The following is a 23,197-nucleotide window of genomic DNA, read 5'->3' as shown; positions in this document are numbered from 1 at the left end:
TAGTAAGTTTAATTGGGAGGGAAAAGTATGATAACAACGATGCCAAGCTTATCAGAAGTCATTCGCAATCGACATTCTGTTAGAAAATATGATCCACATTATAAAATTCCGAGACAGGAAATAGAGGAAATGCTGCAAGAAGCCATGTTAGCTCCATCATCTAGTAATCTTCAGCCGTGGCGCTTTATCGTCATTGATGATGAAGAAACGAAGAAGGAACTGAAGGCTATTGCTTATAATCAGGAGCAAGTTGAGACATCTTCAGCAGTTATTGCCGTTTTAGGTGATATTGAGATGTACAAGAATGTCGAAAAAGTATACCGCAGCAGCTATGAGGCAGGTTTCATCGACGAAGCGAGCATGAACAAGCTAATTCAGAATACGAATAATACTTATCCTAATGCGCCTGTTGAAGCAAGAGCTAATATTGCTTCATTTGACACAGGCCTCGTCTCGATGCAGCTTATGCTGATTGCCAAAGCGAATGGTTACGATACGGTAACGATGGGTGGATTTGATAAGCAAAAATTTGCTGAGCGGTTTGATGTGCCAGAAAGATATATTCCAATTGTTTTAATCGCTCTTGGCAAGGCCGCTGCGCCAGCTCATAAAACGACCCGGCTGCCGCTTGAAGAAATGGTTCGTTTTATCTAATTAAATAAATACCTCTATCAATAGGGGAGTGAAGGAGCATTCCGCGATTTTGCGGGATGCTCCTTTGTTCATTTTATTAACGATAAAAAAATAACAAATTAATCAAAAAACAGTTGACAATTACAACTATTTTTAATATTCTAAACGAAACATAGCGGATGACGATTGTGGGAGAGTGCGAGTAATGAGCCACCGAAGGAGCAAGTTCCAAAAAAGACCCTTGGAACTAATCTCTCAGGTAGAAGAACCACAATGGGACGCACCTCTGGAGAGCGCGTTTAAATACGCCACCAAAGGGGAAGACTCAATCCGATCGCTGGATGGAGTTAAACTCTCAGGTAAAAGGACAGAGAAGGGAACGTTACCCTTTTCTGTCCTTTTTTGCGTGCAGAAAAGGTGACGAGATAGAGCACTTTTCTAAAAGAGAAGAGTGAAAAAGCTTGGTTATTCAGCAGCGAGCGAACGAAATGTAAACGAATAGGAGGCGTAGAGATGAGTTTGCAAAATAATGATTTCACTATTTTCGAAGCGATTGAGCATGAGAAACGTCGCCAGCATGAAACGCTGGAGTTGATTGCATCAGAGAACTTTGTCAGCACGGATGTTTTAGAAGCAATGGGAAGCGTCATGACAAATAAATATGCTGAGGGTTATCCGGGGAAACGTTATTACGGCGGCTGTGAATTTGTTGATGTGGCAGAGCGGACAGCGATTGAACGGTTAACGACACTGTTCGGTGCCAAGTATGCCAATGTTCAGCCTCATTCAGGGGCACAGGCGAACCTTGCCGTTTTTTATGCATTGCTTCAGCCTGGCGACAAAATTATGGGGATGAATCTTTCGCACGGCGGGCATTTAACTCACGGAAGTCCTGTAAGCATCTCTGGCAAGTGGTTTGAAGTAGTTTCTTACGGAGTCAAGGAAGATACACAATTAATTGATTATGACGAAGTAGAGGCGATGGCTCGTAAAGAAAAGCCCAAATTAATTATTGCTGGTGCAAGCGCTTACCCAAGGACGATTGATTTTGCCAGATTCAAAGAAATTGCCGATCAAGTGGGTGCAAAGTTCATGGTAGACATGGCACACATCGCGGGACTTGTAGCAGCCGGTCTTCACCCTTCTCCGATTCCTTATGCAGATGTAGTGACAAGCACGACCCATAAAACATTAAGAGGACCACGCGGCGGCTTTATTTTAACGAACGACGAAGAGATCATTAAAGCGGTTAACAAAGCGGTATTCCCTGGTATTCAAGGTGGACCGTTGATGCATATCATTGCCGCAAAAGCGGTTGCTTTTAACGAAGCTCTACAGCCAGCCTTTAAAGATTACGCCAAACAGGTGATTAAAAACAGCCAAAAACTTGGGGAAGTATTAAAGAAAGAAGGAGCAGCTCTCGTCTCTGGAGGAACGGATAATCATCTGATTTTGCTAGATGTGCGCCCATGGGGGTTAACTGGAAAAGAAGCAGAGCGTCTGCTTGAAGAAGCAGGAATCACAGTGAATAAGAATACGATTCCTTACGATCCAGAAAGTCCTTTTGTGACGAGCGGAGTCCGGATGGGAACTGCTGCCTTAACAACGCGCGGAATGAAAGAAGAACAAATGGAACAGATTGCCCAAGTGATTGCTGCTGTACTGAAAAGTAAAGGGGAGCCGGCAGTGGTGGCAGAGGCTAAAGAAAAAACTGCGTCTATCTGCGGAGTTTATCCGTTATTCCAACAGCCGATCAACGTATAAGAAAGGAGCATCATAATGGAATTTCAGAGTTGCTTTGATATTATCGGACCTATTATGGTTGGACCATCAAGTTCCCATACTGCTGGTGTTGTGTCGATTGGCAAATTCATTTATGAACTGCTGGATGGTTGTCCTGAAGAGGCAGACATTATTTTCTACGACTCTTTTGCTGAAACGTATCAAGGCCATGGGACAGATAAAGCACTTCTTGGCGGATTACTCGGCATGGGTACGGATGACCCGGGAATTCGGCATGCATTGCAGCTTGCATATAAAGCGGGTCTTGATTACACGATTGAACCTCAAGGGTCTTGCCTATTCTTTGATCATCCCAATACAACGATGGTAACCGCAAAAAGAGGGGATCATCTTGTAAAAGTAGGCGGAGCTTCGCTAGGAGGCGGTTTATCTAAAATCTTTATGATTAACGGACGAATGGTGGATATCCGTCTGAGCACAAGCGATGATTTTTCAGCCTTGGCTAAAAACTACCAAGTGTACCGATTAAGAGAAGAAATTGCGAGGAATGCCTGATGGAAATTTTATCAATGAGAGAACTTCTGGAATTCTGTGAAAAGGAACAGAAAACGATCGGTGAAACCATGCTGATGCTGGAAGAAAAGAAGTCAGGAAGAGATCAACAAACGATTCTTCGTATGATGGAAGAACGATTGATCAAGATGAAGGAAGCCGTTGATATTGGAACAAAGGATTCCTCTCCTGCACCAAGCGGTATTTCAGGGGGAGATGCCGTTAAGATGGGAGAGTACGTGAAGTCTGGAAAACCGCTTACAGGCAGCTATATTAGCCAGGCTATGACATTTTCACTCGCTACTTCAGAGAGCAATGCTCGAATGGGTGTTATTGTAGCCACTCCAACTGCTGGAGCAGCAGGCATTTTACCTGGCGTGCTATTCTCCCTGCATCAAAATGATGGAACGCCTTTTAAAGATTTGGTTATGGGATTATTTACGGCTAGCATGCTTGGGTATGTAATTGCCAATCGCTCATTTATTTCAGGGGCTGCTGGCGGTTGTCAGGCAGAGGTTGGCTCGGCAGCTGCGATGGCTGCCGGTACCATTACGGAATTAAAGGGAGGAAGCCCGCAGCAAGCGGTACATGCAACCGCTATAGCAATGAAATCTCTTTTGGGATTAGTTTGTGATCCTGTTGCCGGTCTTGTCGAAGTGCCTTGCGTTAAACGAAATGCAATTGGCACATCCATTGCTTTTTCAGCTGCCGATCTGGCTCTTGCCGGAGTAGAAAGCCGGATTCCGTGTGATGAAGTGATTGAGGCAATGTATAAGGTAGGGAAAGACATGCCAAGAACACTCCGGGAAACAGCTCTTGGGGGCCTTGCCGTAACGGAAACGGGACTCAAGGTTAAAGAACGGCTGTTTTGCAGTAAAAAATAACGAGAAGTTCGTAAGTCAATCCAGACATCATGCAGGGGGAACAACATGATGTCTGGATCTAACATCACGATAAAAGGGGAAGCGTGAGTTTGATCGCTACGTATTTTCAGAGGGAAGAAAGGATAGGGTATAGCTTTTGGGAGCTGTACCCATCCATGCACAAAAAAGACGTCACGATAGAGGTGCTGTCTTACACAAAAGGGGTTTACTAAGTTTTTATATAAATAAAAGAAAAAGCGTTGTAGAGAAAGGGAGAAAAGAAACAATGACAAAAGCGACTGCAGATTTACTATATAGCAAAGAGCACGAATGGGTATTTCAACTAAGTGGAAACCGTGTAAGAATCGGTATTTCTGATTATGCACAAAAACAGTTGGGTGATATCGTATTCGTAGAAAATCCAGAAGTGGATGGCGAAGTAGCAGCAAATGAATCGATGGGAACAATTGAATCGGTCAAGGCGGTATCAGAGTTATTCTCTCCTGTATCTGGCACGGTCGTGACAGTGAATGAGCTATTAGAAGATGAACCTGCGTTAATTAACGAGCAGCCATATGAAGACGGCTGGTTAATTGAAGTAGAAATGTCTAATCCAGAAGAGCTTAAAGAACTTTTAAGCGAAAATGGCTACCAAGAATTTATTCGTGAAGAAGAGTAAGCAGAGCATGAACGCTATTCCCTCCTTTATGTAAAACAAGAGAAGGGGAAGTTTTTCGTCAGGGATGAACAATCAAGCACACAGTTTTCCGTTCTATCTTTCGCACAATCGGTAGCTAGGACAGCTCAATACTGCATGACATACAAGAGAAAGAGACGGAAGACATTCCATTATGTATGAATGTAAGGCGAAACCACTGTGAATGAAGGGCATGAAAAAGTACTTTCTAACCTGCTCATTCTAGTGGTTTTAATTAAGTCAAAATTAAGTCAAGCGTGGTAGGAGTGGATGATATGGCGAATGAGTATGTCCGCAAACCGGAATGGCTCAAAATTAAATTAAATACAAACGAAGATTATACAGGACTAAAGAAAATGATGCGTGAAAAAAAGCTGCACACGGTTTGTGAAGAAGCAAAATGTCCTAATATCCACGAATGCTGGGCTGTGCGTAAAACGGCAACCTTTATGATTTTAGGAAGTGTCTGCACGCGCGCCTGCCGTTTCTGTGCTGTGCAGACTGGCCTTCCAACGGAACTAGATTGGAACGAGCCGAAGCGTGTAGCAGAATCAGTCGAGCAAATGGGGTTAAAGCATGTGGTCATTACGGCTGTAGCTCGTGATGATTTAAAAGACGGCGGCGCAGGAGTTTTTGCCGAAACGGTAAGAGCCGTAAGAGAACGCAACCCGTTTTGCAGCATTGAAGTATTGCCTTCTGATATGAACGGAAAATATGAAAATTTAAAGCTGTTAATGGATGCCAAACCAGATATTTTAAATCACAATATTGAAACGGTAAGAAGATTAACGCCGAGAGTCCGTGCGCGGGCAACTTATGAGCGTTCTCTTGAACTTTTAAGAAGAGCAAAAGAACTAAATCCGCTTACGCCGACGAAATCCAGCATTATGATTGGGCTCGGAGAAACAAAAGAAGAAATTATTGAAACGATGGATGACCTATTGGCTAACAACGTAGACATCGTAACCATTGGACAGTATTTACAACCAACAAAACGACATTTAAAGGTGCAGAAATATTGGAGTCCAGAAGAATTCAATGAATTAAAGGAGATTGCTTTATCGAAAGGATTCAGTCATTGCGAGGCAGGCCCGCTCGTTCGTTCTTCCTATCATGCAGATGAACAGGTTCGTGCTGCTGTATCGAACCGATAAAGTGAGTAAATAAAAAGGGGAGAACAAAATGGGAGTATACGATCTTGTGATCATTGGAGGCGGAACGGGTGGATACGTTGCAGCCATTCGAGCTTCACAGTTAGGTTTAAAAACGGCAGTGGTAGAAAAGGGAGAGCTTGGCGGAACGTGCCTTCATGCAGGCTGTATCCCGAGTAAGGCATTATTGAGAAGTGCAGAAATATACAAAAATGCAAAAAATGGCGAGGAGTTTGGGGTCATTGCTCCTGAAGTACGTTTAGACTTCTCTAAGGTACAGGCTCGAAAAGAGTCAATTACGGCCCGTTTGCTTAAAGGCATCCAGCATTTAATGAAAAAAGGGAAAATCGATATATATGAAGGAAAAGGTCACATCGTCCAACCAAAGGCTGTTTCAGTTGAGTTGAGAAGTGGAGAAGAGAGCATATTGCTAAACGCAGAAAATATAGTGATTGCAACAGGGTCTCGTCCAAGAATGCTCTCTGGTTTAGAAGCGGATGGACAATATGTGATGACATCCGACGAGGCGCTGCAAATGGAAGAGCTGCCAAATTCTATTATCGTTGTCGGCGGCGGCGTTATTGGCATTGAATGGGCGTCTATGCTCGTTGACTTTGGTTTAGACGTAACCGTCATTGAATATGCAGATCGCATCTTGCCGACAGAAGATAAAGATATTTCAAAAGAAGTCCAGCGTCTTATGAAGAAAAAAGGTGTCAAAATTATCACAAGCGCAAAGGTATTGCCAGAAACATTAGAAAAAGGCGATGGAGTTTCCATTAAAGCAGAGCATAAAGGAAGCGAAAAATCATTTTCTGCTGATAAGTTGTTGGTGTCGGTTGGAAGACAGCCGAATGTTGAAGGAGTAGGCCTAGAAAATACCGCCGTCTCATTAGAGAGAGGATTTATTAAAACCAATGAGTATTATCAAACGGATGAACCAGGCATTTATGCGATTGGCGATGTGATTGGCGGGTTACAACTTGCCCATGTTGCTTCGCATGAAGGAATGATTGCCATTGAGCATATCGCAGATCAAAATCCGTCCCCGCTTAATCCGGCGCTCGTATCAAAATGTGTATATAGCAGTCCTGAAGTTGCCAGTGTGGGATTAACAGAAGAAGAGGCACAGGAAAAAGGACATCAAGTAAAAATCGGAAAATTTTCATTCCGAGCGATCGGAAAAGCGCTTGTTTTTGGAGAAACCGACGGCTTCGTTAAACTGGTCGTTGAGGAAGGATCTAATAAACTCCTAGGAGCGCATATGGTTGGACCGCATGTGACAGATATGATTACGGAAGCGGGTCTTGCTCAAGTATTGAACGCAACGTCTATGGATATTGCTCATACGATACATCCTCATCCAGCCTTAACGGAAGCAATCGGCGAAGCCGCATTAGCGGTAGAGGGCAAGGAAATCCACGCTTAAAAGAGAAACTTGAGGAGGAACAAGGCTGTTTGAGCTGCGATTCTAGAGACAATGAATAATAGAGGCATAGGCAACGTGTATCGGCAGTCTGAGTCATGATTTCTTATCACTAAAGTAAGCCTTTATAAAGACGGCTAAGGGGTGCTCACTCCTTGTAGATAACTTCTTAGGAGGCATGTGAAAATGAGGAAAATCAATAAGATGCTCGTAGCGAATAGAGGAGAAATTGCCATTCGCGTATTTCGTGCCTGTACGGAGCTCCATATCCGGACAGTAGCGATTTACTCTAAGGAAGATTCAGGGTCCTATCACCGTTACAAAGCGGACGAAGCCTATCTTGTGGGGAAAGGCAAGAAGCCGATTGACGCTTATCTTGATATTGAAAACATTATCGAGATTGCTAAACAGGCAGAAGTTGATGCGATTCACCCAGGGTATGGTTTTTTATCAGAAAATATCGAATTTGCTAAACGCTGTGAGGAAGAAGGCATTATTTTTATCGGTCCTACTTCCCAGCATTTAGATATGTTTGGAGATAAAGTCAAAGCGAGAATCCAGGCGCAGCGGGCGGACATTCCGGTTATTCCAGGGACAGACGGCCCTGTTGACAGCTTAGAAGAAGTGGTAGCATTTGGCCGGGAGCACGGCTTTCCGCTCATGATCAAAGCAGCGCTCGGCGGCGGCGGCCGCGGCATGCGGATTGTCCATAATGTCGAAGAAGTAAAAGAAGCATACGAGCGGGCCAAGTCAGAAGCGAAAGCAGCGTTTGGCAATAGCGAAGTATATGTAGAAAAGTTTGTCCAGAATCCGAAACATATTGAAGTGCAGATTCTTGGTGACCACCAAGGGGATATTGTTCACTTATACGAACGGGACTGTTCTGTACAGCGCCGCCATCAAAAAGTCGTAGAAGTCGCACCATGCGTGTCGTTGCCTGAAGATTTGCGCAATGACATTTGTGAAGCAGCTGTCAAGCTCATGAAAAACGTGGACTACTTAAATGCAGGGACCGTCGAATTCCTTGTAGCGGGCGATCAATTCTATTTTATTGAAGTGAACCCGCGTGTCCAGGTAGAGCATACCATTACGGAAATGATCACGGGCATTGATATTGTCCAATCCCAAATTTTAATTGCAGAAGGCCACTCGTTACATAGCGAAACAGTCGGCATTCCCGCACAAAAAGACATTACGATTCATGGCTATGCGATCCAGTCCCGTGTGACAACGGAGGACCCGCTGAATGACTTCATGCCGGATACGGGCAAAATCATGGCATATCGCTCCGGCGGCGGTTTTGGGGTCCGCTTGGATGCAGGAAACGGCTTCCAAGGATCCATCATTACACCTTACTATGACTCGCTGCTTGTGAAAGTCTCCACACAAGCGCTCACCTTTGAACAGGCCGCTTCGAAGATGCTGCGGAATTTAAAGGAATTTCGGATTCGGGGCATTAAGACGAATATTCCGTTCCTTGAAAATGTCATGCGGCATGAAAACTTTATTACCGGAAATTATGATACTTCATTTATTGATACGACGCCGGAATTATTCGACTTTCCGAAAAGCAAAGACCGCGGAACGAAAATGCTGAATTATATTGGCAATGTCACGATCAATGGCTTCCCGGGCATTGAGAAAAAGAAAAAGCCGCTTTTTGATCCGCCTCCCGTTCCGAATGTGAACCGTTTAGAGGCAGCTGCCTCCGGCACGAAACAAATTTTAGACGAAAGAGGCGCGGATGGTTTGGTGGAGTGGGTGAAATCCCGGTCAGAGGTCCTCTTAACGGATACAACCTTCCGGGATGCCCATCAGTCGCTGCTCGCTACCCGTGTGCGGACTCACGATCTTCTTCAGATCGCCGAGCCGACGGCGAAGCTGCTGCCAGAAGCTTTCTCTTTAGAAATGTGGGGCGGTGCCACGTTTGATGTCTCGTACCGTTTCTTAAAAGAAGATCCGTGGGAGCGGTTAGCAGCCTTACGGGAAAAAGTGCCGAACGTTTTGTTCCAAATGCTCCTTCGAGCATCGAATGCTGTTGGCTATACCAACTATCCGGATAACGTGATCCGGGAATTCGTAGATCAATCAGCCGCTTCGGGCATTGATGTGTTCCGGATTTTTGACAGCTTAAACTGGATTAAAGGGATGGAAACGGCGATTGATGCCGTTCGCCAAACGGGCAAGATTGCCGAGGCAACGATTTGTTACACCGGGGATATTGATGATCCAGCCCGTCCAAAATACAACATTCAGTATTATAAAGACATGGCGAAAGAACTCGAACAGCAGGGGGCCCACATTCTTGGCATTAAAGATATGGCCGGCTTGTTAAAGCCGCAGGCAGCGTACCGGTTAATTTCGGAATTAAAAGCGACGGTCGATCTTCCGATCCACTTGCATACTCACGATACGAGCGGCAACGGTGTTTACATGTATGCGAAAGCGATTGAAGCCGGGGTGGATATCGTTGATGTAGCGGTCAGCTCCATGGCGGGCTTGACGTCTCAGCCGAGTGTCAGCACCCTTTGTTATGCATTAAAAGGCACGGAGCGCGAGCCATCTGTCCGGGTAGAAGCGCTTGAACAGCTGTCCCGCTATTGGGAAGGCGTCCGTCATTATTATCAAGACTTTGAAAGCGGAATGAAGGCGCCGCATACAGAAATTTACGAGCATGAAATGCCGGGCGGCCAGTACAGCAACCTCCAGCAGCAGGCAAAAGCCGTCGGGCTTGGCGAACGCTGGGAAGAAGTGAAAGACATGTACAGCCGGGTGAACATGATGTTCGGGGATATCGTCAAAGTAACGCCGTCTTCCAAAGTCGTAGGCGACATGGCACTCTTTATGGTGCAAAATGACCTGACGGAAGAAGAAGTGCTGGAAAGAGGCGCTAAAATCGACTTCCCGGATTCCGTTATCGAGCTGTTTGAAGGCTATTTGGGCCAGCCGTACGGCGGGTTTCCGAAACAGCTGCAAAAGGTCATCCTAAAAGGAAAAGAACCGCTCACGGTTCGTCCAGGCGAGCTATTGAAAGAGGTTGATTTCAACGCGCTGCGGGAAGAGCTTCAGCAAGAGATGGAAGGAAAAGTAACGGATCATGATGTCATCGCGTATGCGTTGTATCCAAAAGTATTTATGGACTATGTGAAAACGATTGATCAATTTGGAGACGTTTCCGTGCTGGACACACCGACGTTCCTATACGGGATGAGACTCGGGGAAGAAATTGAAATCGAGATTGAAACCGGAAAAACGTTGATTGTGAAGCTGGTATCGATCGGACAGGCCCAGACAGACGGCACACGGGTGGTCTATTTTGAATTAAACGGCCAGCCGCGTGAAGTGGTCATTAAAGACGAAAGCATCAAGTCTTCCGTGGCCTCGAAAATGAAAGCCGATCCGAAAAATGAAAGCCATCTGGCGGCGACGATGCCAGGGACGGTCATTAAAGTGCTCGTTGAAAAAGGGGAAAAAGTCGTCCAGGGAGATCATTTAATGATCACCGAAGCGATGAAAATGGAAACGACGGTTCAGGCGCCGTTTTCCGGCACGGTGACAAATATCCACGTTCAAAATGGAGAAGCCATCTCTACAGGTGATCTGCTGGTTGAATTGAAATTAGAAGACCAAAAGCAAAAGTCATCAAAAAAGGGAGCCTCTAGCAAGGCGATCAGTACAGTATGAAAGACAACTCATCAATATAGATAATGTTAGTCAGTCTATAAGATCGATTAGCGTTCAGGTCAAGATGAAAGTTATAACATGTTCTTCAAAAAGGCACGCTCGATAAAAAGCGTGCCTTTTTGAGGAAATACCTTAACTATTGATATAAACATAAAAGGTTGTAGCACAAAGATTGCACTTATACTATAAGTAGGAGACCTACATAAAAAAGCTAGGTTCAATTTTCCTGAGCTCATCTATACAAATATTTTAAGAATCAATGCTCTGCTTTAATTGTATGACTATGGGCGTCTCTTTTCGTTCTTCTACTACTTAATCGCTATGAGATAGGTGAGACTCTTATCGACTGTTATAATTGGAAGCATTGAAACATAAAAAACCACAAAGAATTCTCAAAAAGCCGTTTTGTCTCCTTTTGGTCTCTTGTGTAGCTTATATAAAAACCTAGGAAAAGTCTAACAAACTGTGGTATTGGGAAAAGTTGTTAAATACCCCTTTCATATCCCCTTATTTAGAGGCAATGTCCCCACGGTTTTATCATGCTTTATCTGATCCCATAGAGGCAGAAAACCCTTGTGCTCTTTCTCTATTTTAAAATACGAAAAAGGGTGAATCCCTTTTAGATATTCCCCTTTTGTCGACACTCCATTAGGATTCTATCTACCTCTTTCAAATAAATGCAATCTCTACATTAGAACCTTAAGAATAAAAATGAGCTTTATACTTCTGCATTTTTCTAACAACTGTAGGCTGACTTACTCCTAAATATTTAGCCATTTCTGTTGTGCTACTGCACTTTTGTTTTGCTTTCTTTAATATATTTAACTCGAGATCATCAAGCAACTCATACATTGTTTTCTTTCCAATATTGTGCAACGGATTTGAATTGTCCGCTAATAAGACTTTTTCCGGCAAGTGGTCGGGAAAGATTACAGTAGAGTTAACAGTTAAAATTAGCCTTTCCATAATGTTCGACAATTCTCTTGTATTGCCGGGCCAGGCATAGCGCAATAAAAGGTCAATCGTTTGGGGATCAAACTCCTTCTTTTTTTTATGGAGATGATTAAATTGATTTTTGAATAACAAAATCATTTCTGAGAGATCCTCTTCCCTTTCTCTTAATGGAGGAATAAACAAGGGAATGACAGATAGACGGTAGAACAAATCTTCACGAAATTCTTTTTCTTTAACTTTTTTTTCTAGGTTGACATGGGTGGCGGCAATTAATCTGAAGTTCACATGTCTAGGTTTACTTTCTCCAATTTTAAAAAATTTCTTTTCCTGTATAAGAGTTAGAAGTTTTACTTGTAGGTTTAATGGAAGTTCTCCTATCTCATCTAAAAATAAGGTGCCGTTTTCAGCTTCTTCCACTACTCCTTTTTTGCCTTTTGAATTGGCACCTGTAAAGGATCCAGGAGCGTAACCGAATAGCTCTGATTCCAGCAGGTTTTCAGGTAATGAGCCACAATTAACTTCAACGAATGATCCCTTTCTCTCACTGTTGTCGTGGATAAACTTGGCAAGTACATTTTTTCCGACACCAGTTTCCCCAGTAATAAGGATAGTGGCATCCGAATCGGCTACCATCAGGGCGGTGTTTAAAATTTGTTTCATTTGTCTGCTAGCTGCAACCATTTGGTTTGTCCGTTTTTTTGAATTCTTTAAAGAGGCCAGTTCATCTTTAACTTTTTTCAATTCTAATTCTACTTCTGCTACATAAGTTTTTAGCTTTTCAAAATCCGTTATGTCTTGAGAATAGGTCACAACATATTGAATGTCCCCTTTTTGGTTAAAGATGATATCTCCATTTACGAGAAGTTTTTTTCCAGCAGTGGTGCTTTGTATAATGGTTTGTCTCTTGTTTTTTTCAAGAACCAGCCGTACTACAGAAGGATAAAAAACTCGCTTTTGCTCTAGTTCATAAATAGATTTACCCAATAATTCTTCTTCCTTTAAGCCAAACCAATATTCACTGGAGCTATTAGCATAAACAATTCTGCCTTTGGGATCGGTAATAAGGACATCATTATATATCCCGTCTAAAATTTCTTCCCAAAACTCTGAAACAATTGAGCTCATTTTTTACTCACCCCATAGTTCTTATACTAAAGTGTATAGATTCCTATTCTAAAGTGTATAGGTATATAAAACGCTTACACACTATTGAATTTAGAATATTTAATAAATTATATACCAAAGTGAATAAGGTAAAAAGCATTTTTCCTATTAAACCGTGATCATACGCGGGTAGTTAAATTGGCATAATTATTGCAATGTATATGAGTATAAAGGCAGACGTTATATAGAAAGGTATTTTTTCTACATTAATCAGCGCCTAATTAATTCAATTTACAGAATGGAGTATGAGAAATGGAGAATAAAACGATAATTTTTACAGGTGGACCTATTTTAACAATGGCAAAAGATATGCATGCAGAAGGGGTTGTTGTAAGAGAGAACAAAATAGAATTTGTAGGATCACTTGATGAATGCAGACAAATAGCCGGCTCTTCTTATGAAGAAATTGATCTACAAGGCCAGAGCTTAGTACCTGGATTTATTGATCCTCATGTTCATGTAATGATGCTTGGTATGTGCCATACATGGGCCGATATCAGTTATCCGAAAGTGAAGAACATAGACGATCTAGTTAACACTTTAAGGGAGTATGCTGAAAATCTTCCTGAAGGTGCACCTATCCGCGGTTTTGGGTTCGATAAACGTAAATTAGTGGAACAGCGTTATCCTACTGCACAAGACCTAGATAGGGTGGCAACGGATCGTCCTGTTCAAATCATGAACAGCAGTGGGCATTGCAATGTTGTGAATCATTACTTGCTCAATTTAATTGGAGTGAATAAAGATACTTTGGATCCACCTGGAGGTTCGTTTGGAAGAGATTCAAACGGTTATCCAAATGGTCCATTATTTGATAGTGCCAATGATTACTTGGCACAAAAATTCGGAGTGAAACCAGGGAACCATGGCCCGAATATTCATATGCCTGATACACAGGACAACTTACAGACAAATATTAAAGTAGGCCAGGAACTATTGTTATCTGCTGGCTTTACAACTGTAAATGATGTTCAGGTAACGAAGCAAGAAATGGAGTCTTATTTAATTGCACGTGACAGTGGATTGCTAAAAATTCGTATTGAACTTTCTTTCTTATCTAAGTATTTGGATGACATTAAAAAAATGGGGATCTGCTCAACATTTGGGGATGAGCAGTTAACGATGGGGTCATTAAAGTTATATGCCGATGGATCTTTAATTTCTGGCACTGCTTATATAAGTAAGGAGTATAAGGATCATGAAAGAACAAAGGGATATTTGTTCCATGAACCAGATGAATTCAAGCAATTGCTGATAGATGCCCATAAATATGGATTGCAAACCCTTACGCACGCTCAGGGAGATGGAGCTATTGAGTTAGTTTTACAGGCTGTGGAAACTGCTCAAAAAGAATGCCCAAGACCAGATATGCGTCATAGAATCGAACACTGTGGTTTGCCTGTGAAAGAACAGGTTAAGAGGATAGCGAAATTAAAAATTTGGCCGGTACCACAGCCACAGCATGTATACCTTTATGGTAACGGTGTCGTACAAGCTGTTGGTGAAGAAGGAGAAAATTATTCCCCGTACGGCTGGTTTAAAGAGTATAATGTTCCTGTTGTTTTATCTTCTGATACACCAGTAGCTTTTCCTAATGCATTTGAAGCTATTTATGCAGCTGTAACCCGAAAAACTGCGCAAGGAAATATAGTAGGGGCCGACCATAAAATTACGCTTGAAGAAGCATTAAAGGGTTACACAATTGAAGCGGCAAAAGCTGTTCATAAAGAGAATTTAATAGGTTCTATTGAGCAAGGTAAATTGGCTGACTTTGCCATTCTTGATCGAAATCCGTTTGATGTGCAGGAAGAAGAACTGGCAAGTATATCAGTTGTCGAAACCTGGATTTCTGGAAAGCAAGTTTTTGCTAAAGAAAAAAGTTTGAATTAGAAAAAGTATTTGCAACGAACATTTTTGTATCTACACTTCGAAGCACTCTTTTATAAACAATTACTGTTATCTAAGAGTGCTTCTTAAAAATCATTCTGCATTTTTAATATTAAAAATGTCAGTATGCAAATTAATCATCACTTATTTCAGAAAATTCTAACTAATAAGAGTGGGGGAGCGTTAGTGAAAAAAAATCAAACGGTTTTGATAACTTCTTTGTTATTTAGTTTAGCTTTTGTATTGTTTGGAATATTAAACCCTGAGAAACTAGGTGAGTTTTCTTCAGACTTCTTACTTTTTGCTAATGATTATTTTGGTTGGTTTTATGTCCTTTCTGCCACTTCCTTTGTAGTTATTTGTCTGTATGTTGCCTTTTCTAAGTATGGACAAATACGTCTAGGAAAAGATACAGACCGACCTGAATTCAGTACGGGATCCTGGATTGCTATGTTGTTTAGCGCTGGTCTAGCTATTAGTCTGTTTTTTTGGGGAGTAGCAGAGCCTGTAATGCATTACATGTCGCCGCCAGTGGGTGAGGGGCAGACGCCGGAAGCAGCTAAGGCGGCAATGAAAACATCGTTCTTCCACTGGGGATTACACAGTTGGGGCACTTATGCTATTGTCGGCCTCATTATAGCGTATTTTCACCATCGTAAAGGTTATCCTCCGCTTGTGAATTATGCTTTTTATCCTCTATTAGGAAATAAAATTCACGGACCAATAGGAAAGTTAATAAATATTTTAACGGTTTTTGCTATATTATCTGGACTTGTCACGTCCCTAGGTTTAGGGGCAAAGCAACTTGGTGCTGGATTGAATTACGTATGGGGGATCGAGAATACGTCACTTAATCAAATCTTATTAATTAGCTTTTTGACTGTTTTGTTTATCACATCAGCTTATTACGGATTGGATAAAGGAATTAAAAATTTATCAAATTTTAATATAGTCTTAGCTGTAGCTATTATGACGATCATTTTTATTTTAGGTCCTACCAAACAGATTCTTCAAATCTTTGTATCTGGAACAGGAGAGTATTTACAAAATATTATAGGCATGAGTTTACGTATGGAACCTTTCTTGCCGGATAACACGTGGCTTTCAAACTGGACGATTTTTTACTGGGGATGGGCAGTTAGCTTCGCTACATTTGTCGGGCTTTTTGTAGCTAGAATTTCGAAAGGCAGAACAATTAAAGAATTTATTATCGGATCAGTAATAATACCTTCTCTAGCAACGATGATTTGGTATTCAGTTTTTGGAGGAAGTGCTTTGCATTTCATTCAAAATTTAGGAGATATCGATTTAGCTAACAAAGTAATGGATGACGTAACAACAGCTTTCTTCTACTTCTTGCAGTACTTTCCTTATAGTTCGATTTTGATAGTGCTGACATTGGTTTCACTAGTAATCTTCTTTGTCACTTCAGCTGATTCTACGGTGTTTGTTTTAGGAATGCTAAGTGAGGAAACCAGTGACCCTTCAAATAAAAGCAAAATCTTATGGGGGCTTGTGATCGCAGGTTTGGCAATTGCCCAGCGGAGGCTTAAGTCCTTTACAGTCCGTGTCAGTTGCTGCAGGGCTGCCATTTACTCTTATTATATTATTCATGTGTGTTTCTTTCTTTAAATCTTTAAGAAGAGAAATAGGGGCGGAAAGCAATAAAGAAAACACTATATCTAATCACTTTAATAAAGATAGCATAGCTACGAAGGATGAGGTTTCAGCAAGTGGGGGAGCTAAGCGAGTCAATTAAAGACTTCTAAGAATAGCCTTGCTGAACTAATTGATGCTTATCTTGAGATTCTTTAAAAGGTGAATGGAAAGAGGAAGGGGTAAAGGCGTGAACAGAAAAGAAAAGGAACATATTTTGGATTGGGTTGAAAAGAATGAAAAAAGTCTTTCGGATTGGAATCAGGTTATATGGAATTATGGGGAAACCGCTTGGAGAGAATATCGTTCAGCTAAATGGTATGTAGACAAGTTAAGAGAAGAAGGATTTGAAGTGGAAGAAGGAAGCGGTGGGATGCCGACAGCGTTTTGCGCCACTTGGAGCAATGGAGAAGGAGGTCCCGTTATAGGGGGCTATGCAGAATATGACGCGGTACCGGGGAATTGTCAGGCAGCAGATACAATAGAAAAACCAAGAGATGGACTAAGTAAATATGCTGGAGGCCATACCGATCCCCATTCTGCTCTTGGAATTGGCTCACTCGGTGGATTTCTCGCAGCTAAAGAGGCAATGGAAAAGTTTAATATAAAAGGTACTCTGAAGTTTTTTGGAGAGCCGGCGGAAAAGGTGAGGGGTTCAAAGCCTATTCATGCTGCTAAGGGATACTATGATAATTTAGATGCTGCAATAAGTTTTCATCCGTTTTACATGCTTCCTCTTTGCAATACAACACGTTGGGATACTCATTGTGCTGTTGCGTATTCGGTCATGTACACATTTACTTGTGACAATCCAGAAACATGGCTTTCAGCTGCAGGTAATACGCCAATCCCGGTCGCTCATGCCACAGCACGTTGTCCCGGCGCAACAGACGCAGTAGTTAATATGTATACACTCTCCAAAATGTATCGAGAACACATGCTATCTAACAATATGGGATGGTCCATGAATGAAACTATTTTGAATACCGGTCAGGCGACCGCAGATAATATTCCGGCTCAAATGGCACAAATTTACTATTTTATCCGTGTGCCTGACATTGAAATGGCAGAAGCTGTTGTAAAGATTCTCGATCAAAACGCGGAAAGTGCGGCAAAAGCTGCACATTGTACTTGGGAAAAAGATTGGGTGACCAAATCGCGGGCGGGATTAGCCAATCATGTAATGGCAGGCGTGACATATCAAAACTTAAAACTTGCTGGAGCACCTAAGTTTGAAGGGAAAGCAATTGAAATTGCTCAAGAAATTCAGAGAAACCTTGGAATTGAGCCTATGGATCGACCTTATATGGATGAAATTGAAGAGTTAATTGATCCCAAAGAAGCAGAACGAAAAATGCGCACTATTCTTCCGTCTTGGCAACAACACTTTACTTCAGATGATTATACAGAATACTGTTGGCACGCTCCGACAGTTCGTCTCTATATTGGCAGGCCAACGCTTAAATCTCCCGATGGGATATACAAATATCCAAACTGGGTGATGAATGCACTGGGGGGAATTCGAGAATGCATTGATCCAATGATTATGAGCGCTTCTAAAACGATTGGCATGACGATTCTTGATTTATTGGTAAGACCGGAAGTACTGGAAGCTGCTAAAGAGGAATTTCGCGAGAGAACAGCAGGCGGTACAGATGGCACAAAGTGGATTGGTCCATTATGTGATTATGATCCTCCAATCAAGTTTCGTTGGCCTGAATACATTTCAACAGAGAGAGGTAAAAATGAGTGGGTTATACCCGCTAGTGAAGAGTAAATTTATTTAAAGAGCTATTGGTTCTGGTGCAAAAACTTCAAAATATCTGCAAGTATTCTCTAAATCTTGGACATACTGATACTATTACTCTAAAAAAGGAACGTGATCAGTATGGAAAAGCAAAATCTATCCGAGTGGGAACGATAGAAGAGCGAGGGGTATCAACGGCTCAGGGGAGAACTTATTCGGTAATGCATAAATACAATTCAGGTTATTGGGAAATTAAAAGTATAGATAATCCTAATTTTGTTGAGGTGGTGAAGGAAACGGACGTATCTAAAAAGCCGTTAGATGAAGAGCGGAGAATTTTAGAGATACACTGAATGTTATACATGTACTTTATCCGAGAAAATGGTATTTTCAGGGCCAATTTCGGCCCTTTTCATCGTTTTAAGGGTACTATACTGCAAATAAATATAACAACAAAAGCATTATACTTTAACAGAATAGCGCTAAAGATACTGCGTATTCTCAACGGACTTCGACAGTTTATAGCTTTTATCCCTTTAAACAAAAAACTGTCATATTTTTAGAACAATTGTCGAAACCATTCCAAAATATTTCAAAAACCAGTATATTTTTTCCTGTCGACTGTTTTATTTATAAATAAATTAACTGGGAGAGAAGTACAGTTGGAAACGCAAAAATCTTGTTGTGATGTAGTAACTGAAATTAACAATTTGCGTAAAGCAATGATAGCAACTGGAATGTCCAAGGGCCTTAATGATAGGGAAACTTTAAAATACAGCCAAGAACTTGATAAACTAATTCTTAGATGGCAACTAATTCTTAGATATCAAGTGGAATGTTAAGGCTAAATTAAACTGTGGTGGGACAAGTTGTTATTGAAAGATTTGCCCTTTTGAGAGACCAAGAATTTTCCTGGCTTTAGAGTGCAGACAGCACCTTTTTCCAAAAGTTAAATGCTGGGGCACATTCAAACTTAACGCCATTGCAGCTCATTGACTGCTTAAAAACAATTGGAAAACCAATATTGAACGATCTCGTTTTTTCATAAACCAATTATTATGTTCTACTATCTTATGGAGATACTATACCTATCTTATTTGATGCTTTCGGGCATCTTTTTTTGTTCTTTAATTGTTATAGGATAGTCAGAATTCTTATCGACTATAATAACGCGTGGCTCTGAAACATGAACAAGCCGCAAAGCTTTCTTGAAAAAGTGCTTTGCAGCCTTATGCCTAAAAAACTTAGTTTTAAGGTAGCTACTGTCTGTGTTGCGATTATTTCTTGTGTCATTCAGCCTTGGAATTACATAGATAAGCTGGATATAATTTTATCCCTATTTAGTACTACAGCAGGACCAGCACTTGCAATCATTGGAATAGATTATTATTTATTTAGAAGAAGACAATTAAATCTTGATGATCTATTTAAATCCAATGGAAAGTATAAGTATTTTAAAGGATACAACCCCGCAGCTTTGATAGTTTATATAGTTGCCACAGCAATTGGATTCTTCTTTTTCTTAGAGTACAGCTTCTTTGTTTCCACTGCATTAGCTTTTGTTCTTTACTATTTTGCTGCCAAAGCGTTCGCTAAAAAATATCCTGTCATAATAGAAGAGAACATAGTAGTACATCCTATTGAGAGTTCAGAAGCTAATATCACAATAACGTAAACTAACGTGAACTTGCTCACTTAGCCTAACCTTACGCTCTATTTGATGTATGGACTTTATTTGAACAAGAGTCCATAAGAAGCCAATTGTTTGAGACTGGAAATCAACTTTTTTATATATTGAAACTTCCTTAGTGTTGCAAATTAGCATTTTCTTGATGATAACTCTGTAAGAAAAACAGTAATAATCATTATAACGACTGGCTAACCCTAAAGGAAACTCTCTGTTTATCTGGATAGCTTCTTTCTTATTAGCATAATTATTATTTCTTAGTTAGTGATCAAACAGTCTATAATATTTAAAGTAGAACTTGTCTACAGTCCTAAAGAAGTACCAAGATAAGCTTGGTGCTTCTTTTTATATTTTTTAAATACTGCTCATATCCTGCATGACCTTTATCTGTTCGTTCTTCAATTTATTGCTTAAACAATTCAATAGGGCTATATAGTTATAATTTTTATGAAAAGCGTTTTAATTCTACTGCAGTTTGACTATGCTAAACAGTAATTGAATTATTTTGACAAGTTGAGGAGCAACTTAAAAAGGAAGGTCATTATATGTTGCCATTGCCGCCAGAAACTCGGAAAATCTCTCCTTATTTGGTTTTTTTCCTCATTATCGACGTGCAAATTGGGGTAGGGATTCTTGGGTTTGAACGATACATTGCGAAGCCAGCTGGATATGATGCGTGGATTTCTGTCATTGCTTCCGGCCTTTCTGTAAACGTTATTCTGTGGATGACTTATTATATTCTAAATAAAGGAAATAACGACATTACTGTGACCCACAAAGATTTGTTCGGCAAGTGGATTGGAGGGATTCTTAGTTTACTGCTTGTGGCATATATGGTTCTCATGTTTATTACTGTTCTGCGCACCTATATTGAAATTATACAAATTTGGATGTTTCCTCAACTGCAGACATGGTATATGGCGCTAGTGATGGCTATTACTATTTGGCTATACGTAGTTGGAGGATTTAGAGTCCTCGTAGGATTATGCGTTCTGAGTTTTTTTATTTCACTTCCTTTATTGCTGCTAAAAGGTTTTGCTTTCAAGTCACTTCAGTTTTCTTATTTATTTCCTATTTTGGACAGTTCCGTAAAAGAACTGCTTGCCGCTTCTAAAATCATGTCGATTAATTACACTGGATTTGAAGTGATTTTCTTTTGTTACCCTTTTATAAAAAATGCTCGGAGCTCTCAAAAATGGGCCCAGTATGGAGTCCTTTTTACTACCTTTGTTTATGTAATAACAGCTCTTATTTCCTTTATGTATTTTAGTCATGGCCAGCTGGAAAAAACAATTTGGGCTACGTTAACATTATGGAAAATTGTTGATTTCCCGTTTTTAGAGAGATTTGAATATGTCGGCATTTCCCTTTGGCTTTTTACTATTATTCCAAACTTGTGCTTGTATGTTTGGGCTGCAACAAGGGGGCTGAAACAATTGTTTTCTGTTAAACAGAAACACAGTTTAATCCTCCTGCTTTTTATTGGCAGTACAGCCGCTCTTTTCTTTAAAGACCGCTTACAAATTGATCAGTTAAATACGCTAACAGGCTCTATCAGCTTTTTTGTCTTATATATTTACATTCCATTCATTTTCTTGTGTCAATTAATGAAAAAAAGATCAGACAAGAATAGTGAAAATCAATGTTAGAGCAAGTTGGAACACATTTGCTTGCTTTGTTTACAAACACAACGTTAACCTGACCATACCTGTATACACATGTATAAATGGATCGAGTCATGATAAATTAATTTATCGGTATAAATGTTGGGAAATAGGGAAGAATAATAGATGTCAATAATGATGAAATTCCCCCTGTTTTGCACGCTTGAAAGCTCAAGCGTGTTTTTTTGTGTAGAAGCTTAAAAATGTTTGAACATAGAAACACCGTCCATTTACATGAACGGTGTCCTGAATAGTTGTTTAATTGGTTACTGTAGCAAGGAAATCATTGGTCGTCTTAATGGTGGCGTACAGACTTCCCAGCGCTGCCATAAAGGCACAATGTACATCTTCAGCCTTGATCGTTTTATCATTAAAAGTAAGATCAGGGCACGTACACGCATCCTCAATGACTGTACAGCTAAAACCGAGATCAACCGCTGCACGGCTGGTGGCATCTATACACATATGGCTCATCATGCCAACGATGACGACATGCTCAATGCCTTTACTTTTTAACTCGGCTTCTAGGGAAGTGTGCAGAAAACTGTTTGGAAAATGCTTTTGAATGACCGTTTCTTTTTCTAAGGGTGCCACAAGTTGATGAATGTTCACTCCTTCTGTATCGGGAGCGAAAAATGGCGCTTGTTTATTGTTAAAAACATGTTGAATATGGAAAAGCGGGAGATTATTTTCACGAAAATGGTCTAGGATAGCCCGGGCATTTCGTGCAGCTTTTTTTGTTTCATAGAGCGTCATTTTGCCGCCCGGAAAGTAATCATTTTGAATGTCAACCAATATTAATGCTGTTTTATCCATCTTACTTGCTCCTCCCTTATAAACCCGATTAATCGTTACGTAAGTATACATTCGCCGTTAACAAAAAATACCCTCTATCTCCTAGAAACTCTACACGTCTTTTAGGCTTTCTTAAATAAGATATTATAATAAGGAAGAAAAGGGGGATTATTCCATAAAGGTTAAGAGGGTTGCCATTTTATCGTTAAGATAAAAGCAATTTTTCAATTTAAAAATTTAAAGATTTTGTGCATAAAAACAGTTGAAAAGTATTGACTGGCAAAAAAGATGTGTGATATATTTGTTTATTTGTGAAAAAAACAAAGGTGTGATACCATAGAAGATGTAAGTAATATGGAGGTGGATGATTTGTTTCAGACTGGCGACAAGGTTTTCTATCCAATGTATGGGGCGGGCATCATCGAAGCCATAGAAGAAAGAGAGATCCAAGGGAAGATACAAGAATATTGTGTCATTACCATTCCTCTTAGTAAAATGAACGTAATGATTCCTGTAAAAGTGATCGATAAATCACGAATACGTTCTATTACTAGCAAAACAGTGGCAAAAGATATATTGTTTGACTTTCACCATGAGGTATCACACTGCTCGCTCTCGTGGAAAGAGCGGCTAAAAAGAAATACAGAAAAAATGAAAACAGGTGAAATGCAAGACACCGCTGAGGTAGTTCGGGACTTATTGAATTATGAAAAAGAAAAACCGCTTAATTCAAGTGAGAAACAAATGTTAGATCGTGCTAGAAGAATTTTAATTAGCGAACTAACCCTGATTAAAGATATTAGTGAAAGTGAAGCAGCTAATTTGCTAAAGTTCACTAGCTAATGAAGCCGGCAGTGAAAACAGCGGCTAAATTTGGACATCCTAAATTTTTTA

Annotated in this window: 16 protein-coding genes, 2 pseudogenes and 2 riboswitches; of the genes and pseudogenes, 16 read left to right on the top strand and 2 right to left on the bottom strand. The window is 40.7% G+C overall.

What is annotated here, in order from left to right; all coding sequences use genetic code 11:
- Positions 1-27: 27 nt before the first annotated feature.
- The 8 genes and pseudogenes from AC623_RS16865 to pyc form a co-directional block, all read left to right on the top strand.
- Positions 28-654, top strand: a complete 627-nt coding sequence (locus tag AC623_RS16865; protein ID WP_049664700.1) for a nitroreductase family protein — start codon at positions 28-30, stop codon at positions 652-654.
- A 158-nt stretch (positions 655-812) separates the two neighbouring features.
- A riboswitch (glycine riboswitch) is annotated at positions 813-914 on the top strand.
- A gap of 3 nt (positions 915-917) precedes the next feature.
- Positions 918-1,006: riboswitch (glycine riboswitch) on the top strand.
- Positions 1,007-1,146: 140 nt separating this feature from the next.
- Positions 1,147-2,397, top strand: a complete 1,251-nt coding sequence (glyA, locus tag AC623_RS16855) for a serine hydroxymethyltransferase (protein ID WP_049664695.1) — start codon at positions 1,147-1,149, stop codon at positions 2,395-2,397.
- Between the two features lie 15 nt (positions 2,398-2,412).
- Complete coding sequence (locus tag AC623_RS16850; RefSeq protein WP_049664693.1) at positions 2,413-2,931, top strand: serine dehydratase beta chain; 519 nt, start codon at positions 2,413-2,415, stop codon at positions 2,929-2,931.
- A complete protein-coding gene (gene sdaAA / locus AC623_RS16845; protein WP_049664691.1) occupies positions 2,931-3,812 on the top strand; it encodes an L-serine ammonia-lyase, iron-sulfur-dependent, subunit alpha in 882 nt (293 codons plus the stop codon). The genes AC623_RS16850 and sdaAA overlap by 1 nt, the downstream gene beginning before the upstream one ends.
- A gap of 265 nt (positions 3,813-4,077) precedes the next feature.
- Complete coding sequence (gcvH, locus tag AC623_RS16840; protein ID WP_049664689.1) at positions 4,078-4,470, top strand: glycine cleavage system protein GcvH; 393 nt, start codon at positions 4,078-4,080, stop codon at positions 4,468-4,470.
- Between the two features lie 293 nt (positions 4,471-4,763).
- A complete protein-coding gene (lipA, locus tag AC623_RS16835) occupies positions 4,764-5,642 on the top strand; it encodes a lipoyl synthase (RefSeq protein ID WP_049664686.1) in 879 nt (292 codons plus the stop codon).
- A 28-nt stretch (positions 5,643-5,670) separates the two neighbouring features.
- Positions 5,671-7,068, top strand: a complete 1,398-nt coding sequence (gene lpdA, locus AC623_RS16830; protein WP_049664683.1) for a dihydrolipoyl dehydrogenase — start codon at positions 5,671-5,673, stop codon at positions 7,066-7,068.
- Between the two features lie 183 nt (positions 7,069-7,251).
- Positions 7,252-10,683: pseudogene (gene pyc, locus AC623_RS16825) on the top strand (pyruvate carboxylase); the annotation flags it as partial.
- Positions 10,684-11,448: 765 nt separating this feature from the next.
- On the opposite strand, the gene AC623_RS16820 reads toward pyc, so the two are convergent.
- The gene (locus AC623_RS16820) at positions 11,449-12,828 is read right to left on the bottom strand and encodes a sigma-54 interaction domain-containing protein (RefSeq protein WP_049664679.1); all 1,380 of its coding nucleotides are present in this window, start codon (positions 12,826-12,828) and stop codon (positions 11,449-11,451) included.
- A 291-nt stretch (positions 12,829-13,119) separates the two neighbouring features.
- On the opposite strand from AC623_RS16820, the gene AC623_RS16815 reads away from it, so the two are divergent.
- The 7 genes and pseudogenes from AC623_RS16815 to AC623_RS16780 all read left to right on the top strand — a co-directional run bounded on the left by AC623_RS16815 (position 13,120) and on the right by AC623_RS16780 (position 21,493).
- Positions 13,120-14,757, top strand: a complete 1,638-nt coding sequence (locus AC623_RS16815; RefSeq protein WP_049664676.1) for an amidohydrolase — start codon at positions 13,120-13,122, stop codon at positions 14,755-14,757.
- A gap of 123 nt (positions 14,758-14,880) precedes the next feature.
- Positions 14,881-16,513: pseudogene (locus AC623_RS16810) on the top strand (BCCT family transporter).
- 87 nt (positions 16,514-16,600) lie between these two features.
- The gene (locus AC623_RS16805; protein ID WP_197090987.1) at positions 16,601-18,187 is read left to right on the top strand and encodes an amidohydrolase; all 1,587 of its coding nucleotides are present in this window, start codon (positions 16,601-16,603) and stop codon (positions 18,185-18,187) included.
- 26 nt (positions 18,188-18,213) lie between these two features.
- Entirely contained in the window at positions 18,214-18,510 is a 297-nt protein-coding gene (locus tag AC623_RS16800; RefSeq protein ID WP_197090986.1) for a hypothetical protein, read from the top strand.
- A 309-nt stretch (positions 18,511-18,819) separates the two neighbouring features.
- A complete protein-coding gene (locus tag AC623_RS16790) occupies positions 18,820-18,999 on the top strand; it encodes an aspartyl-phosphate phosphatase Spo0E family protein (RefSeq protein WP_049664664.1) in 180 nt (59 codons plus the stop codon).
- 344 nt (positions 19,000-19,343) lie between these two features.
- Positions 19,344-19,832 carry a cytosine permease gene (locus AC623_RS16785; RefSeq protein ID WP_049664661.1) on the top strand — a complete coding sequence of 163 codons (489 nt, stop codon included), beginning with the start codon at positions 19,344-19,346 and terminating at the stop codon, positions 19,830-19,832.
- Between the two features lie 557 nt (positions 19,833-20,389).
- Positions 20,390-21,493, top strand: a complete 1,104-nt coding sequence (locus tag AC623_RS16780) for a GerAB/ArcD/ProY family transporter (protein WP_049664659.1) — start codon at positions 20,390-20,392, stop codon at positions 21,491-21,493.
- 273 nt (positions 21,494-21,766) lie between these two features.
- Here AC623_RS16780 and AC623_RS16775 read toward each other — a convergent pair whose 3' ends face one another.
- Positions 21,767-22,324 carry a cysteine hydrolase family protein gene (locus AC623_RS16775; RefSeq protein ID WP_049664656.1) on the bottom strand — a complete coding sequence of 186 codons (558 nt, stop codon included), beginning with the start codon at positions 22,322-22,324 and terminating at the stop codon, positions 21,767-21,769.
- Positions 22,325-22,657: 333 nt separating this feature from the next.
- Here AC623_RS16775 and AC623_RS16770 point away from each other — a divergent pair, with 333 nt between their 5' ends.
- Complete coding sequence (locus AC623_RS16770) at positions 22,658-23,146, top strand: CarD family transcriptional regulator (RefSeq protein WP_156187067.1); 489 nt, start codon at positions 22,658-22,660, stop codon at positions 23,144-23,146.
- Positions 23,147-23,197 lie beyond the last annotated feature (51 nt).

The organism is Bacillus sp. FJAT-27231, assembly GCF_001183975.1.
Classification (GTDB): Bacteria; Bacillota; Bacilli; order Bacillales; family Domibacillaceae; genus Pseudobacillus; species Pseudobacillus wudalianchiensis.
The sequence above is the reverse complement of the archived record's forward strand: the minus strand, read 5'-3'. Positions and strand labels throughout refer to the sequence as shown.